This window comes from Paenibacillus sp. J22R67 (assembly GCF_059692175.1).
On the sequence record NZ_JCAUAX010000014.1, the window covers coordinates 44,959 to 61,156 of the forward strand.

The following is a 16,198-nucleotide window of genomic DNA, read 5'->3' on the forward strand; positions in this document are numbered from 1 at the left end:
TTAATTTTTTAGTGTTTTTTCATACTCGGTTTTGTACTCGGACATGACTTGGTCTCCACCTAGCTTTTGCCAGTTAGCAACTGCTTGTTGAAAGCCCTTTTCGTCCAGTTCACCCAAGATGAATTTCGTTCTGGCATCCGTAATGACCTGATCCAGCTGTTTTCCTTTTTCCATATAGGTTTTGGAAAGAAGCGGTAAGGCCGGGTTCGCAACAGCCAATTTTTCGTTGTTCTGAATAAGCTTGTTATACTTATCGACGCTCGGGTCCAGCTTGCCCGGAAGTGCCTTGCTGCCATCAAACACCATTAATTGGAACAGATTATTGTAGACTTCATCAGTGAATACTTTCTCGTCAATCCGAACCGCTTGGCCATTCTCCACTTTATAATGCTTACCTTCAATCCCCCACGTCATTAGGTTCTGTACCTTCTCGTCACCGAGCTTATCGATATAGGTAAGAACTTGTTTAAGTTCAGCCTCGGTTTTTACACTAGTTTTCGGGATCATATATACGCTGTTGTAGCCGGTACCTCCCTGCACTTTCATACCGCCCGGTCCGCTCAAGCTAGCAACGGTATCCAATTTAGCATTTGGATTCGCTTTCAACAAGTCGGTGAACCGGGAGTTCAAATCATCATAGGCCCCAATATATACGCCCGCTTTGCCTTGGTTCACCAAGACAGTTCGGTCTTTGACTACTGGGAAGTCACTGTTAAACAATTTGTCCTTGAACATTTGCTGCAGTAATTTCATGGTATCCATATAAGGCATTGTCATGAAATCCGGCGACATTTTACCATCTTTGTATTCCCACGTATTCGGAGCGCCCATCATGGCAAGGAGGTGAAAAATTTGCGCGCTGCTGGAATCAAATGAGATGCCGTACGTGTCATTTTTACCATTTTTATCTGGGTCATTATAGGTAAAAGCTTTGAGAACACTCACCAGATCGTCGAGGGTTTTGGGCTCCTGGAGACCTAAATTATCTAACCAGTCTTTGCGAATAATAACGCCGTTGCGCGCTATCGGTCTCCAACGGAAAATGCTGTACACTTTACCGTCAATTGACGTATTGGTTAGACGTGTAGCATCCATCGTTTTCAGATTCGGATAATCTTTCAGATAGGGCCCCAGTTCCCAGAATAAACCTGCACGTGCAGCTTCGATAATCGCAGGGTTACGGTCGTCCTTCACGAGAAGAAGTTGCGGCAGATCTCCGGCAACTGCGATCGAGGCTGTAACCTTCTCACTATAGCTTGAACTAGGGACCCAAGTTATGTTCAATTTCGTGTTCGTGTACTCCTGAAGTAGTTTCATCGCCTCGCTGTCCATTTTTGGAGGCTCTGGCGTCAAATACAGGTTCATCATTGAAAGCTCCATCGGTTTCGTGGTTTCCGCCGTACCTGGTTGGGATTCCCCGCCGCTTGAGCATGCCGAAGTGAGAATAATTGATAATGCTGCTGTAACGAGCAGTCCCTGCTTAAGTAGATGATTCGTTTTCATGGATACGTTAGCCCCCTAATTACGAACTGTTAATAACCAAAACCATTAAACTCTTAACGAATAACCTCGAGTGTCGCTTCCATGAGTTCCTCATCCATTTCGATCCCGAGTCCTGGTCCATGCGGTACAAGAACATGTCCATCTTTCACTTCGAAAGGCTGTTTCAAATAACGTTCTCTGGTACTGTTTGTTTCAATGTTGTATTCGTAAAAGCTGCTGCATTCCGGTGAACTGGCTGCCAAATGAATGGCTGCAGCGAAGCCAATGCCCTTGGTGGTATTGTGCGGCACATAGTGAATACCGAACGCTCGACATAAAGCAGCAGCACGCTTCGCGCTGGATATCCCCCCGCATTTGACAGGATCGGCGGCATACAGATGACAAGCACCCTTGCTAATAAAATCACGGAAAGTGAATATATTCCAATCTTGTTCTCCAACATGAATGGGAACCGGCAGTGTGTTAGCCAGCTTCACATAAGTGTCCACATCGTAATATGGACAAGGTTCTTCGAAATGATGTATGTTGTATTCCTTAATACGGTCGAATAACTGTACAGCCTGTATATAAGTATAAGAGCTGTTACCGTCGATCATCAGCTTGCAATCTGGACCGATCGCTTCTCGAGCCGCCTTGACTTTGAGCACATCATCGTTCAAATCAACCGGCAGCCCCGTCCCGAAACGAGGTCCTACCTTGATTTTGACGGCTTTGACCTTAAGACGGTTGATCGCATCGCGGATTTTATCCGCTTCTTCCGCATGCGTTAGATCGCGGCTCATACTGGATGCGTAAAGCGGAATGCGGTCACGATAAAGACCCCCGATTAAATTATACACGGGCTGGTTCAAATAGCGACCCTTCAGATCCCATAGCGCAATTTCGAGACCGCTGTACGCCGAAGCAAGCAGTTGACCTGATATTTTGTAATTTCTCCGCAGCACGACCTCTTCGATTAGCTCCGTTTGAAACGGGTCCATACCAATGACGAGCGGCTTGATCACTGTGTTCATGATTTGCATCAGTACATCCGGCCGCATCGGGCTCGATTCGCCGAAACCGTAAACGCCTTCATCTGTTTCTACCTTTACGTAAAACAACCCCATCGTTTGCTTGTAACAAGTGATATTCTTAATTTTCATGATGGCCTCCTAATAAGTACATGTATAGACGGTTCGTAATCAGCAGCCTAATGTGCGCCTAACCTTTCACAGAACCGAGTAAAACCCCTTTGGCAAAATGCTTTTGCAAAAACGGATAAACGAGCAGGATCGGCACGGTCGATACGACGATAACCGCCATCTTAATCACTTCGCCGGGCGGCGCTACATAATCGCTTCCCATCTGTTGTGAGTCCCCGATCCCTCCTTGCGATAAAATGACGATTTGACGAAGCCATACTTGAATCGGCCATTTCGTCGTATCATTGATATAAAGAATCGCATTGAAGAACGTGTTCCAGTGGCCCACTGCATAAAATAAGGCAAAGGTAGCCATTGCGGGAAGCGAGAGCGGCAGCACGATGCGGATCAAGATTTGAAAATCGTTGCATCCGTCGATTTTCGCCGCTTCCTCCAGCCCGTCTGGAAGCTGCTGGAAGAAATTTCTTAGAATGATCAAGTTAAATGCACTGATTGCGCCTGGAATAAGCAATGATCCATAACTATTCAGCAGCCCCAGCGATTTCACAACCAGAAACGTCGGAATCATCCCTCCACTGAACAGCATCGTGAACAAAATGAGCAGCATGATCGGACGTCGTCCCATGAACTCGCTTCTCGCGAGCGGATAAGCTGTCAAAGTAGTAAAAAACAGGTTGATCAACGTACCAGCAATCGTAATGAAAACTGTCACACCCAAGCTCCACAAGATCGTTTTCGTCGAAAAAATGTATTTGTAACCATCGAGGGATAATTTGGTTGGAATCAGGACGACACCGCGGCGAACCAGCTCTTCAGAAGCCGTTAGCGAACCTGACAATACAAATACGAACGGAATCAAAGTAATTAAGGCAATTGCAATTAACAGGACGACATTGACAATATCAAATATACGTGATCCCAGTGATTGGCGAATCATGGCAGCAGCTTCCTTTCCACATTAATAAACACCTTGTTCCCCGAACTTCTTCGAAACTTTGTTAGCCGCAAGTACCAGGCATAAACCTACTAATGATTTGAACAAGCCCACAGCCGTGCTGAAGCTGAACTGTCCCTGCTGAATGCCGTTAACGTAGACATAAGTGTCGAACACTTCCCCTACCTCACGATTGGTTGAGTTGAGCATTAGAAAGATTTGCTCAAAGCCAGTATCCAGAAAGTTACCCAACCTCAATATGAACAAGATCACAATTGTACTGCGAATTGCTGGCACAGTGATGTGCCACATCTGTCTGAAGCGTCCTGCTCCATCGATTTTAGCTGCCTCGTATAACGTAGGATCAACACCTGACAACGCTGCCAGAAAGATGATCGTCCCCCATCCGGATTCCTTCCAAATCACTTCCAGAATGATCATCGGACGGAACCATGTGTTAGACATTAGAAAGTTGGTCTTTTCCATTCCCGCCTGGACGAGCATATTCGTAAAGATACCGTTCTCCAATGAGAAAAAGGTGTAAGCCATTCCAACTACGACGACCCAGGATACAAAATGCGGAATATAGATGGCCGTCTGTATAGTACGCTTAAACCATTCCAGACGCAGCTCGTTGAGCATCAGCGCGATTAGAATCGGAATCGGAAAGAAAAAGACAATATTGTAGATGGCCAGCACGAAGGTGTTTTTAAACAGCAACCAAAACACAGGATCGTGAAAAAAGCGATCAAAATGCTTGAATCCGACCCAAGGGCTATTCCAAAAGCCGCGAAAGGGCAGGTAGTCCTTAAAGGCAATCAGTACCCCCCACATGGGCCAATATTTAAAAAGAGCAAAATAGAGGAGTCCCGGTGTAACCATGAAATATAAATAACGGCTTTTAACGATCCTTCTCCAGAAAAGACTTGCACTACGACCCAAGCCAACCGTTGTCTTCCTCGGTGTCACATCTGTCTTCAAGCCCAACGCCTCCTTTCTGCTACGCGTGTATTAAGTCGAAGTGAGAACATCCTCGATACGGATTGGACGGTTCTCCTTAACGGAGATCCAAACGGCTTCGCCAGTCCCAACGGAATAAGCGCCATCCATCGAACCCGACAAAATGTCATAGGGCCGAGTCGGATCCGGACCGAGAAAAATGTCCTCCAAAAGTGTGGGGTCGCCGCCACCGTGTCCACCTTCCCGATGAACAACATGTATCGTTTCCTTGGAGCCGAATAGTGGGAAGTAGTCAATCGTTTGCTTGGGGACCGGGAACGGCACCCTGCTGGGAGAATGGTATTCCATCGTTTCGATACGGCCTTTTGTGCCGTTGATCGCAAGCCTATATCCCTCGTAAGGAAGGGAGAAATTAACGGAATACGTAAGCAGTGCACCGCCGTCATATTTAACGGTAGCGGAATACGTATCCTCGATATTGATTTCCGAATCGAATATGCAAGCATCGGCCCTGTAACCGCTATACGGCATCTGTACGTCAGCTGAACCCACGTCTACATGGTCATCTTTCACATAGACTTCCTTACTCCGTGAAGACCACCGCATGAAATAACGGCAATTCTGTTTATCCGCGCATGTTCCGCAATAACGTCCGTTCTCCTTCTTCGGGTTCAGCTCGCCATCCGGACCGTAGTAATTAAGCGCACCATAAGCAAACACTTCCAGCGGCTTCTGACCTGTCCACCAGTTGACCAAATCGAAGTGATGGGAGCTTTTATGAATGGAAAGCCCACCGGAATGCTCGCGTAAGCGGTTCCATCGTTTAAAATAGCTAGCCCCGTGGTAGGTATCTATGTACCAGTTCAGATCAACGGAGGTCACTCTGCCAACCTTTCCTTCCAATACCATTTCTTTAATCCGACTGTGAATGGGAGCGTACCGGTAATTAAAGGCAACTGTTACTTTACCTTTGCTTTTTTTCTCAGCTTCGATAATTCTGCGGCAATCCGTCCCTGTCGTCGCCATAGGTTTTTCTGATAACACATCCAGGTCATGTTCCAGCGCTCTAATGATATACGTCACGTGCGTATCATCACGCCCCGTTACAATAATCACATCCGGGTTCGTTTGTTCAACCATCTTATCGAAATCATCCGCACCATATTCCGGGACATCGGAAAGCTCTGGATATTTGGACTTACATACGTCAAACCGTCTTGTGTCGACATCAAGCAATCCGACAATTTCAGCCTGCTTCGAAAAGGTTTGTAACATCGGACCGATATACATTTTCACACTTCGATTGCTGACACCGCATATCGCGTATCTTCGTTTCATGATGCACCTCTTTATGTAATTAAGTTTTCATCATGCGATAAAACTGATTTCATTGTTCCTTACAACCGAATAAATAGATACAATCTTTAAAGAGACAGTTTCTTGAACCGTTTATTAGCGTACTTTCAGTGTGCTAGGAGTCGGCTTTTATTTACCTATAATCATTAGAAGCACCTTGTATAATCTTTATAGATACATGGATTCACGACGTACGGCTGATCCTTATGCGGATAAAAAAAACGCTCACCAGTTGGGTGAGCGCCTAATTTGAGGATAATAAACATTTTATTATTTTATATTTCTTACATCTATATTCGTATTAGGAAGAAGGTGTAAGTAATCGAACTGCACGACACATCCATCACCAACTGGACTCTGGGCAACTACACCGACTTTTAAACTATGAATATTAGTCATTCCAAAATACCGAACTAATGCCCATTCATTACCATCAAGAGAATAATGAAAAGCTATACAACTATCATATCGAGATACTCTTAAGAATGGGTTTGTGTTCCCGATATCGTCACCGATACAATCATCCGAAATATCTTTCGTTACAACACTAATAATGGAAGGTCGCCCTCTAAAATCCTCATAACATAACTTGGCCCAGTTATTCTCGTCCGCCATTACCATAAGGCATCCGGAGTCATTCCGGTCACGTATGTCCACGCTGACCCGTGTGGTTAAAATAAAATTTTCATTTGTTGTCGTATGTAGGAATGGAGCAGAATTATTTCTACTTCCCTGTGTTGGGTTATGGAAGAAGTCTGCACGAGGTGGCGCGGTAATCATAAGTGAATTTTGTTCGGAAAATTCCCATTCCTGTGGTTCATTCATCCATTTAAGAGAAGTATTTAATGTCTTCCCCACGCAGTTATTAAAAAGACTCATACCTAATCATCGCCACCCATCCATATCGTGTATATTACCTTACAGATGGCTCTTGATTTGATCAATGAGCGCCCCATATTGTTCTTCCGTTAAAAGAAGATTTGCCGATGGGTTCATTTCAAACATTTTCCCCCAGGTATAGCCATCTTGATATTTCGGTACGATGTGAAAATGTACATGCGGCATCGTATCGCCAAATGCACCGTAGTTAATTTTATCAGGTTGAAACGCTTTTTCAATTGCTGCTGCCGCTTGCGCTACATCGCGCATATAAGCATCCTGCTTATCCTGCGACAGATGAAAAAACTCCGTTTCATGCTCGTTCAGCGCGACAATACAGCGCCCCCGGTACGTCTGCTCCCGAAACAAATACAAGGTTGATACACGTAACTGGCCGATTTCGATCATGAGATTGTTCAGTGCTTCGTTTTTACTACAATAATTGCAAATTGAACTCATGTCTGACACTCCTGTTCGATAATAGAATAAGTGAAGACTGCTATCCTATCATACCATATCAAACATCTCCCGAATGACTTTGGGATGAAATACACGTCTCCGCTTATAAGTGAATATCTTGCTAGCATCCGATGATTCTTCTTACGTAACAGGAGCGGTCTTGCATGTTAATGGAGGGTAATGTCAGAATCATGATTGCCGCTTGATAGACTCCCCTTAAAGTAGACAGGTGAAGTAACAAAAACGTCCTACAAGAAGGGGAGCTTCTTTTTACCAAGACGTTCAGAAAATCTGCCTAGACAAAAAAAACTTGATTTCTCAAGCTTTTTTAGACGGTCTAAATTAGATCATAATTAAACACTTAGATCTACATAAAATGGTGGTTGTACACCAAGTATACGGGCATAAACGAATAGTTGTCCTTTGTGATGCGCTTCATGGGCGACCAGGCGAGAGAACATTTCCTCGATCGGCTCTGTAATATTAACACCGTTAATATTAATCGTGGCAATATCTTGAAGCTTTGAATCGGTATAATCATTCAGTTTCTGCTCCGTCACTGCGGTCAAACGCTTCACAAACTCGCGCGCTTCTCGATTTGAGCAAAGAAGAACTCGGGCGTCCAAGCGAGGTGGTGCACTAGCTCCAGCGTGGTCATGCCGCCGTCCCAAGGACTCCAGCTGCCGCTCGTTTCGGGTAATAGATCTACCAATTCAACCACGCTGTTGTGATGCATTTTCCAGCCTTTTATGATTTTTTGAGCTGTTGAAAGTTGAGTTATCATTTTGAATTCCCCCAAAATTTTTGATTAATCATGTATTCAATAGTTTAGGCTTGTAAGGTTGAATTTATCAGGAAGATTGCATGCGATAATTCCACAAATCATTTATTTTCGAAATCCAAAATTAAACACTTAGATCTACATAAAATGGTGGATTTACGGCAAGCATACGGGCATAAACGAATAATTGTCCTTTGTGATGCGCTTCATGGGCGACCAGACGATGGAACATCTCCTCGATCGGTTCAGTGATATTAACACCGTTAATGTTGATAGTGGCGACTTTTTGAATCTCTGAATCGGCGTATGCATTCAGCTTCTGCTCCGTCACCGCGGTCAGATGCTTCACAAGCTCACGCGCTTCTGCAATAGTCGTAGGAACGGGCGGAATGTTCATATCGCGCTTCTCGATCTGAGCAAAGAAGAACTCAGGTGTCCAAGCCAGATGGTGTACCAGCTCCAGCGTGGTCATGCCGTCATCCCAGGGACGCCAGTTGCCGCTCGATTCCGGCAGTTGATCTACCAATTGAACCAAGCTGTTGTGATGCATTTTCCAGCCTTTCATGATTTTTTGAGCTGCTGTAAGTTGAGTTGTCATTTTGATTTCCTCCTGTATTTTGAGATTGATATAGATTCAATCCGTATATTTCTCTTATAGTGGTCAAAAGGCTTCGAAATGCAAGAATACATTTCGTTGTCTTTGCCGTGTTCATACTTTAACACCAAAGCAACCATGAAATGTACTACCGTTATGTTAGGTGAGGAATAACAAAAAGTTATGGATACTGTCATCCGAATTATCAAAAATTAAAAAGGCAGCTGTCCTATGCCTACAGCCGCGTCTCTTGGTTGGTTGATATATAAGCGTTATTTTCGTATCCTATAATCTACTTATACTACCCGCTAGCGGAGAAAAGGCAACCGATCACTAGGTCGGCTGCCTTCTCTTTAATTATAGTTCTTGAGGATCTAGCACAGGCAACAGCCGGTCGCGGATCGCTTTCATGATAGCTGGCGCGCCTGCGGTGTCACTGTGTACGCAGACCGTTCCGATGTCAGCATAGTCCGGATTCTCTAGCAGTTCAGCCACGCGCGTGGCGATATCCACAGGCGGACCAATCTCTTCGAGTGTCCATCCGAACATCTTCACCTTGCCCTCCGTGTACGGTCGATCGGCGAAGTATTCATGAATGACCCGCAAGCCGAGGCGCGCCGCACTCATCGAAGTATTGCACCCAGGCAGGCTAAATACGCTGAGCGAAGGGTCAAAGGCGTAGACGGCTTCAGTGAATGCGTCGGAAAGCGCCGGATCGTCGGATGCCATCATATAAAGAGCTCCGTGAAGTTTCACGTGTGCCATTGTCATTTTTTCCGCACGAAGGAAGGCATCGAGAGCCCCAAGCTGATACAACGACAGATCATACACTTCCTTCGCCGACATTTGAATATACCTGCGACCAAAGCCTCCACGATCAGGCAGTCCGATGTGGGCGCCTACTCGAACACCGTGCTTTTTAGCGAGAGCCACCGTCTCCCGCATAATACGAGGGTCCCCACCGTGAAAGCCGCAGGCAATGTTGGCTGAAGTAATAAGCGGCATCATCTCTTCGTCGGCCCCATACCGGTAAACACCAAAGCTTTCCCCCATATCGCAATTTAGATCAATTGCTGTCCTCACAACCCCGGTTCTCTCCTTGGGGATGCAAGCTGTTCGTAATCGTAAGCGAACCGCAAGAGATCAGCTTCTGCGAACGGCTTACCAACTAATTCAAAGCCTACGGGGAGATGACCGGCGAAGCCTGAGGGAACTGACATAGCCGGAAGGCCGGATTGTGAAGCGATGACCGTATTCGTCGGGAACGTTAAACAACTCCACTTCTGAGCGTACAACTCCTCGCGCTTCGGCGGCAGTACTTGAACGGTCGGATAGAGTAGGAAGTCTACTTCATTGTCCAGCATCAGGCGAACGATGGCACGCCGGAATTCCTCTTGGCGTACCCGCGAACGGTAATAATTCTCGTCATTCTCCGGCTCCTCTGGTCCAGCGTTAATGTCGTGGAACAAGTCGTTCATTGGGTGAAACGCATTAGCATCGTATATTTCCTTGAAACTCTTGAGTGGAACGCTTGGACGTTTCTGCAAGAAATTGTTGATGTCTTTCTTCGACTGCAAGGTGTATAGCGATGTTTCAGTAATCCATTGGTCAATATCAGGGAGTTCAAGCTCTTCCACGACCTCGACGCCTTGCTCCTTCAACCAGGCAACAGTCGATCGAATCCGGTCGTTCACAGGAGCAAAGTCCCTATCACTGTCTGGACCGAATGCACTGGAGAGGACGCCTATTCGGTACTTCTTCATGCTGGCACCTTCGAGCATGCTCTCATATTGCCCCGCATGCGCGGTTTGAGCGGTAGCGGCCGTAAACACATCGTTCCGATCAAAGCCGACGAGGACGTCCATTAGCTTTGCGGCGTCTTTAACTGTACGTGTAATCGGGCCAGCCGTGTCTTGAAAATGTACGAGCGGAGAAAAACCGTTACGGCTGATCAAACCGGTTGTGACGCGAAGGCCGAATAGATTATTGAAAGAAGACGGTAATCGAATGGATCCACCCGTATCTTCACCGACACCTATCAGGCCGAAATTTGAAGAGATACCGGCGCTCGTACCGGCGCTTGAACCGCCGGATTCGCGGTCCAGATCATACGGATTCTTCGTGTGATCCGTCATGGACGAAAAGGAGAACCACCCCGCTGCGAAATCACACATACTCGTCTTCGCAAGAATTATTGCCCCAGCTTGGCGGAGCCGCTTGATAAGCGATGCGTCTTGTTCCGGTACGTAATCTGCGAATGCTATGGAACCGAATGTTGTGCGGATGCCAGCCGTCTCGGCCTGGTCTTTCACAAGCACTGGCACTCCGTGCAACGGGCCCTTGAACTCGCCCGTTTCGGCAAAGTAAGTATCCAGTGCCTTCGCTTCCTCCATCGCGGAGGGATTGACAGTTACAATCGCTTGTATACTAGGACCCTGATTATTATAAGATTCAATTCTATCTAGATACCATCCTACCAAATCTACTCCGGTAACGATCTTTGCTTTCAAAGCCTCGTGGAACGATTCCACCGTAGCTTCCATATATGTAAAAGTGCGCATATGATCAACTCCTTCTTCTGTCTAAGCAAATATGCTACAATGTCAGCAATGAATCTCCTTGGCTTGGTTGGAGAGACGCGTTGGCAGACGCTTCTCTCGCTGCTGATTCCGTTACTATTTTGCTGCTACCGTCTTGGGCGCAACCACGGATGACTTCTTAGAAATCATCCAATAAGCAATAGCGGATATGATTATGCCACAAATCGCAGTGGATACACTAGGAAACTGATAATTGGCGAAGAGAGCGGCAGCTGAACCGATTCCCCAAGCAAGGAAAGGCTGGTACCGAATATTGCCGTCGATGGCAGTCGACGCCTTACGCGTTACCAATTGGTCCATAATGATAATCGTACCGATCGGCGGCACGATCACGCCTAGGAGATTCAGCCAGTTAATGAAGTAACCCCAAATACCAAGCGCCGCAACCAGAATTCCAATAATGCCGAGTAAGATTGTCATCGTGCGCATTTTGGTCCCCGTAATGTGCGACCAACCTACGGCTCCATTGTACAAGCAGTGTGAGCAGACTGTACCTAGATTAACGAAGAGAAACAGCACCGCAATCCAAGTTAAAAAGCCCCCTTTCGCAACGATGACACCGAATACGTCACCCGAGCCGCTTAGTGTCGCTGCGGCAATAACACCTCCCACAATCATTGCAATCAAATTTGAAATGGGGAATGCAGCAAATGTCGCGATTAAAGCGTGATTGCGATTTTTTGCCCAGCGGGTAAAATCTGACGTCATCGTTCCCGAGTCCGCGAATAAGGCGAATACGAGCGTGACACCGACCCAGAACGCCAGCGGGGAATCCGGATTACCGGCATAGCTCATAACGGCATGCCCGTTCCCGACAGCTTCTACTGCAGAATACAATCCTAATACGAGAAACAGAGGTACTGATATAATTCCTATTATGGACAATGCCTTGATACCTAACAGAGTCAACAGCAAATACAGAACACCCGCAATCACCACGATGAGCACTTGATTCACGCCAAATGCACTCCCCATACTAACGCCGGTTAATCCCGTCTGCACAGCAAACCACCCTATGACGAGTGTAGACAAGAGCGCGGAAGAGACCATATACCCTTTTCGCCCAAATGTCCTTGAAGCTTGAAGGGAGAAATTATACCCATCCTTCGCCCCAAGCATGCTTAGAAGCCCAACATACGCGAATAGCAATCCATTACCAAGAACCATTGCAAGTATCCCGCGCATGAAGCCCAACCCATGCACGAGCGTGGCGCCGGTGACAGCACCGGTAATAATCATTGGAAATCCGACCCATACGGACATAACGGATAACAAGGACTTTCGTTTATCCTCTGGAACGGGTGTATGTTCGTACTCGCTCTCAAAAAGCTCATGATCAACTGATGCTTGACTCATTTGAATACACCTCCAATAATTTTTTCAACTGCCTATTCTTTCTTCGAGCCTTAATTGCACTACACCTCACGCCATGGCATTCACCTCCTTAATGAATTTACTTTTTATTAGATAAAGCTTTTGAAACCACGTCGCAAGTATAAATCAGATGGTCGGTTATCTTCTCGCGAAGCAGAGGAAGGTTACGCTGGCGAATCAAATCCAAAATCTCGCGGTGCTGAATATGCGCCTCTTGAAAATCGTCTACCGACGACGAATAGATCGTCATGTAAGGTTCCACCTTATCCCACACATTCTTGATCAGCTCAAGCACATGAGTGGATTTTGAACATTCGTAAAATCGAAGGTGAAAGAGCTTATTCAGCTGCCTCCATTCCGCCACGTCCATGTTCGGATTCGCCATCGTTTCTAAGATGTCTTCCAAAACCCCCATGTCATTGTCTGTTACCTGTTCGATGGACCACTCCGCAGCTAACATTTCAAGGTGCTGACGAATGGTGAACATTTGCTTCACTTCCTCCACCGAAAGTTCGTTGACGGTCACGCTGCGCCTTTCGAATGTAATAAAACCTTCCGCCTGCAGCATGCGCAGTGCTTCTCGAACCGGCATCGTGCTGACGCCAAACAGCTCCGCTATCGTGCGGATCGAAATTTTCTTCCCTGGCGGGATCACCCCAAGAGTAATGCGCTGCTTTAAGCGATCGTACACTTCGTTGTTCACTGATGGCACTTTTATGATGTCACTCATTCTTTTTCCTCCGTGATATGTGATATGTGATCACACTATTTTAATAAGATTATTATGACAAGGCAAAGACGATACGTCAATACTATTTACCTGAGAACCTTCCCCCTATAACCACAAATAAATCTTCATGGTGCTAAACAATGCTGCCTGTTACTTTAATGGAATCAAAAAGGAGCTGCACCATGCAGCTCCTTGAACCTTATCCTACTTTAGGCAAAATTTTTCGCAAGTAACAGCTGGCTATCAATTGGTACTAGTGCCGAATTGGCGGAGGATTCGGGAAAGTTTTATCGGAAATGTAAATGATGCCATTGTCGTCAACGGATGCATAGAAGATATCGTCTCGGCAAACCCCTTTCTCCTGCAATTGCGACTCCAGCCAGAACGCGTCTTTCTTAATATAAGAAAGGGTTTTATTGTATAAGGTCCCTTCTACGATTAATGGATAGGACAGATCGATCTGCTTCTTGGCTAGCCCCAAATCTTCGAGGGTCGGTGCCGATTTAGGGCCGCTCTTATACACAGTCAATTTACCGTTTGCCTCCAGAATGGCAAGATCGACATCCGGAAGATGAAAAACGTCCTTCTCGCGCAGCATCTGAAGGATATTATCGATCGAATAACGTGCATTCTTGAGGTTATTGATCAACAGGTTTCCTTGATGAATCACGATTGTTGGTTCGAACGAAATTAGCTTGCCGAATTTCCTTGATTTTATAGCTAATATAGAGACAATCCGTTGCAACAGACCGATCAAAACGATGGCGATTCCGATATGGATATGGTTAATGTTCGGTTCGGCTATATCAGCGCCGACGACGGATCCCAAGGAGAGGATGACCAGAAAGTCAAATACAGGCAGTTCTCCTAGGGAACGTTTGCCCATGAATAACCCGACAATCAACATTAAAGGATAAATCGTCACGATCCTTCCTGCAATCAGGAAGAAATCTTTTATGGTTTCCATCCACATGGCGTACACTACCTTCCTTCTGACAAAACTAACCTTTATCAGACGATCGAGATTTGGATTTATATTCAATATATCCAAATACCATTTTTTTACTCCGATTGTGCTGTTCTCGGCAGATCAATAAAAAAGGTAAAATGCCCGTTCGCATGCTTAAGTCCGATTTTCCCCCCGTGCAGCTCGACGATATAGTTCGCAATCGATAAACCGAGTCCTGCACCCGAAGGCACGTCTCGATCACGCCTGGAGGGCTCCGCCTTATAAAAACGCTCAAATAAAAGCTTCTCCTGCTCCTTGGTAATCGGGTTTCCCCAATTTTCAACCGCAAACAGGATAGATTGACCATGTTGGGCAAGCCGAACCGTAATTTCGCCGGGCTTCAAGGAAAACTTGAGTGCATTCATGAGCAGATTATCGATTGCGCGCACCAGCTTTTCAACATCAACATGAGCAAATAGGGATTGTTGTTCCCAATCCTTCTTGACCGTTAGAGAGAACTCTTGCGCGATCGGCTCGAACTCGATGATGATTTGCTCTAGGAGGCTGTTGAGGTCGATCTTCTGGAAGGTAAGATTGGTGTCGCCACTGGTAAGACGGGTATACTCGAAAAGATCATCGATTAACTTTTTCATTTGCTGGGTCTTGTTAAAAGCGTTATGGATGTACCTCTTGTGTTCATCGAGATCGTGGTAGTGGTCACTTTTGAGCAGGTTCAAATAGCCGATGATGCTCGTCAAAGGCGTGCGCAAATCATGGGATACGTGCGTGATCAGCTCCATTTTGGATGTCTCGATCTGACGTTCTCTCTTCATCATGCTTTGAAGCTGCTCGGCCATGTAATTGATGTTCTGCGCGACTTCCCCCAGCTCGTCTTGGCCTGGCAGGGGAACCCGATAATTGAGATCCCCCTTGGCGATCGCCATGAGTCCGTCGGCAAGAGTTCTCACTTTCTTGACGATAGGACGCATCAGGAAGAAAAATATGAGCAAAAAGAAAAACAAAAACGAGAGGAAAGAAAAGGCCACGCCGACGAAGTAGTCCATAGTTGCGCCTTCAGTCTTCCGTGCAAACATCTGCGGTAAAATAAATCTCAAAAGGTTATTGATGATGGATGATCCGATAAAAGAGACGATAAGGCTAAAGAGAAGCGATCCGAGCAAGCGCAGCCTAATGCTTTTTTTCCAGTTTAAGAGGGAAAAGAAGTCTCTATTCAACTTTATATCCCACTCCCCAAACCGTTTTAATAATCCGTGGTTCACGCGGATTGTCTTCGATCTTCTCGCGAATGTTGCGCACGTGGACCATTATCGTATTGTCGGACAAAAATTTGTCTTCCTTCCAAACGTTTCTATAAATTTGCTCTACTTTAAACACTTGTCCACGATGGCCGGCAAGCAGCTCCAGAATGGAGAACTCGATTGGCGTAAGAGGTACCTCTCGGCCGCGCACCGTCACGAGATGCTTGGTTTTGTTAATGACCAGCTCGTCGATTTCAACTACGCTGCCATCGGAAGCTTTGAGCTGATGCTCAGCAGCGCCGGTGAATGTTTGCCTGCGCAACTGCGCCTTGACTCTTGCGATCAGCTCCAGCGGATTGAACGGTTTGGCCACGTAATCGTCCGCCCCGGTCGTAAGCCCCGTTATTTTGTCGATATCCTCACTTTTGGCTGAGAGCATAATGATCGGAATTTTCGTCATCTCTCTAATCTTGAAGCAAGCTCTGATTCCATCCATATTCGGCATCATTATGTCCAGAATGATCAAATCGATCGATTCACGGCGCAGCTGCTCGAGTACTTGAACGCCGTCCTCCGTTTCAAAAACGCGGTAACCTTCATTTTGCAGGTAAATACGAATGACGTCGCGAATTTCCGGATCGTCGTCTGCGACAAGAACGCTGATTGTCAAGTTCAAT

Annotated in this window: 17 protein-coding genes; all 17 read right to left on the minus strand. The window is 46.2% G+C overall.

The features are described from left to right. Positions 1–1,503, minus strand: coding sequence for an extracellular solute-binding protein (locus AC58VC_RS33060; protein ID WP_497375379.1), 1,503 nt, complete (start codon positions 1,501–1,503; stop codon positions 1–3). A 53-nt stretch (positions 1,504–1,556) separates the two neighbouring features. After that, entirely contained in the window at positions 1,557–2,645 is a 1,089-nt protein-coding gene (locus tag AC58VC_RS33065) for a mandelate racemase/muconate lactonizing enzyme family protein (protein ID WP_497375381.1), read from the minus strand. 58 nt (positions 2,646–2,703) lie between these two features. Next, the gene (locus AC58VC_RS33070) at positions 2,704–3,582 is read right to left on the minus strand and encodes a carbohydrate ABC transporter permease (protein WP_497375383.1); all 879 of its coding nucleotides are present in this window, start codon (positions 3,580–3,582) and stop codon (positions 2,704–2,706) included. Between the two features lie 21 nt (positions 3,583–3,603). Further along, positions 3,604–4,560 carry an ABC transporter permease gene (locus AC58VC_RS33075; RefSeq protein ID WP_497375385.1) on the minus strand — a complete coding sequence of 319 codons (957 nt, stop codon included), beginning with the start codon at positions 4,558–4,560 and terminating at the stop codon, positions 3,604–3,606. Positions 4,561–4,590: 30 nt separating this feature from the next. Then, the gene (locus tag AC58VC_RS33080) at positions 4,591–5,877 is read right to left on the minus strand and encodes a Gfo/Idh/MocA family protein (protein WP_497375387.1); all 1,287 of its coding nucleotides are present in this window, start codon (positions 5,875–5,877) and stop codon (positions 4,591–4,593) included. Between the two features lie 288 nt (positions 5,878–6,165). After that, positions 6,166–6,774, minus strand: coding sequence for a DUF1349 domain-containing protein (locus AC58VC_RS33085; protein WP_497375389.1), 609 nt, complete (start codon positions 6,772–6,774; stop codon positions 6,166–6,168). 39 nt (positions 6,775–6,813) lie between these two features. Beyond that, the gene (locus tag AC58VC_RS33090) at positions 6,814–7,233 is read right to left on the minus strand and encodes an HIT family protein (RefSeq protein ID WP_497375391.1); all 420 of its coding nucleotides are present in this window, start codon (positions 7,231–7,233) and stop codon (positions 6,814–6,816) included. Between the two features lie 353 nt (positions 7,234–7,586). Further along, a complete protein-coding gene (locus tag AC58VC_RS33095; RefSeq protein WP_497375393.1) occupies positions 7,587–7,811 on the minus strand; it encodes a DinB family protein in 225 nt (74 codons plus the stop codon). Continuing rightward, complete coding sequence (locus tag AC58VC_RS33100; RefSeq protein ID WP_497375395.1) at positions 7,808–8,017, minus strand: DinB family protein; 210 nt, start codon at positions 8,015–8,017, stop codon at positions 7,808–7,810. The genes AC58VC_RS33095 and AC58VC_RS33100 overlap by 4 nt, the downstream gene beginning before the upstream one ends. A gap of 121 nt (positions 8,018–8,138) precedes the next feature. Further along, positions 8,139–8,612, minus strand: coding sequence for a DinB family protein (locus AC58VC_RS33105; protein WP_497375397.1), 474 nt, complete (start codon positions 8,610–8,612; stop codon positions 8,139–8,141). A gap of 354 nt (positions 8,613–8,966) precedes the next feature. After that, entirely contained in the window at positions 8,967–9,692 is a 726-nt protein-coding gene (locus AC58VC_RS33110) for a 5-oxoprolinase subunit PxpA (protein WP_497375399.1), read from the minus strand. Continuing rightward, positions 9,689–11,170, minus strand: coding sequence for an amidase (locus AC58VC_RS33115; RefSeq protein WP_497375401.1), 1,482 nt, complete (start codon positions 11,168–11,170; stop codon positions 9,689–9,691). The genes AC58VC_RS33110 and AC58VC_RS33115 overlap by 4 nt, the downstream gene beginning before the upstream one ends. Before the next feature lie 114 nt (positions 11,171–11,284). Beyond that, positions 11,285–12,565 (minus strand): cytosine permease, encoded by a 1,281-nt coding sequence (locus AC58VC_RS33120; RefSeq protein ID WP_497375403.1) that lies wholly within the window; start codon positions 12,563–12,565, stop codon positions 11,285–11,287. 97 nt (positions 12,566–12,662) lie between these two features. Next, complete coding sequence (locus AC58VC_RS33125; RefSeq protein WP_497375405.1) at positions 12,663–13,313, minus strand: GntR family transcriptional regulator; 651 nt, start codon at positions 13,311–13,313, stop codon at positions 12,663–12,665. 253 nt (positions 13,314–13,566) lie between these two features. Continuing rightward, complete coding sequence (locus AC58VC_RS33130; RefSeq protein WP_497375407.1) at positions 13,567–14,280, minus strand: DUF421 domain-containing protein; 714 nt, start codon at positions 14,278–14,280, stop codon at positions 13,567–13,569. 95 nt (positions 14,281–14,375) lie between these two features. Next, positions 14,376–15,497, minus strand: a complete 1,122-nt coding sequence (locus AC58VC_RS33135) for a HAMP domain-containing sensor histidine kinase (protein ID WP_497375408.1) — start codon at positions 15,495–15,497, stop codon at positions 14,376–14,378. Further along, complete coding sequence (locus AC58VC_RS33140; protein ID WP_497375410.1) at positions 15,490–16,191, minus strand: response regulator transcription factor; 702 nt, start codon at positions 16,189–16,191, stop codon at positions 15,490–15,492. Before AC58VC_RS33140 ends, AC58VC_RS33135 begins: the two co-directional genes overlap by 8 nt. Between the last annotated feature and the right edge of the window lie 7 nt (positions 16,192–16,198).

Bases quoted from the DNA above. Each gene is read 5' to 3' on its own strand.
- AC58VC_RS33100 (WP_497375395.1), bottom strand. From the start codon at position 8,017: ATGATAACTCAACTTTCAACAGCTCAAAAAATCATAAAAGGCTGGAAA.
- AC58VC_RS33125 (WP_497375405.1), bottom strand. From the start codon at position 13,313: ATGAGTGACATCATAAAAGTGCCATCAGTGAACAACGAAGTGTACGAT.
- AC58VC_RS33085 (WP_497375389.1), bottom strand. From the start codon at position 6,774: ATGAGTCTTTTTAATAACTGCGTGGGGAAGACATTAAATACTTCTCTT.
- AC58VC_RS33090 (WP_497375391.1), bottom strand. From the start codon at position 7,233: ATGAGTTCAATTTGCAATTATTGTAGTAAAAACGAAGCACTGAACAAT.
- AC58VC_RS33080 (WP_497375387.1), bottom strand. From the start codon at position 5,877: ATGAAACGAAGATACGCGATATGCGGTGTCAGCAATCGAAGTGTGAAA.
- AC58VC_RS33130 (WP_497375407.1), bottom strand. From the start codon at position 14,280: ATGGAAACCATAAAAGATTTCTTCCTGATTGCAGGAAGGATCGTGACG.
- AC58VC_RS33105 (WP_497375397.1), bottom strand. From the start codon at position 8,612: ATGACAACTCAACTTACAGCAGCTCAAAAAATCATGAAAGGCTGGAAA.
- AC58VC_RS33120 (WP_497375403.1), bottom strand. From the start codon at position 12,565: ATGAGTCAAGCATCAGTTGATCATGAGCTTTTTGAGAGCGAGTACGAA.
- AC58VC_RS33115 (WP_497375401.1), bottom strand. From the start codon at position 11,170: ATGCGCACTTTTACATATATGGAAGCTACGGTGGAATCGTTCCACGAG.
- AC58VC_RS33065 (WP_497375381.1), bottom strand. From the start codon at position 2,645: ATGAAAATTAAGAATATCACTTGTTACAAGCAAACGATGGGGTTGTTT.
- AC58VC_RS33070 (WP_497375383.1), bottom strand. From the start codon at position 3,582: ATGATTCGCCAATCACTGGGATCACGTATATTTGATATTGTCAATGTC.
- AC58VC_RS33060 (WP_497375379.1), bottom strand. From the start codon at position 1,503: ATGAAAACGAATCATCTACTTAAGCAGGGACTGCTCGTTACAGCAGCA.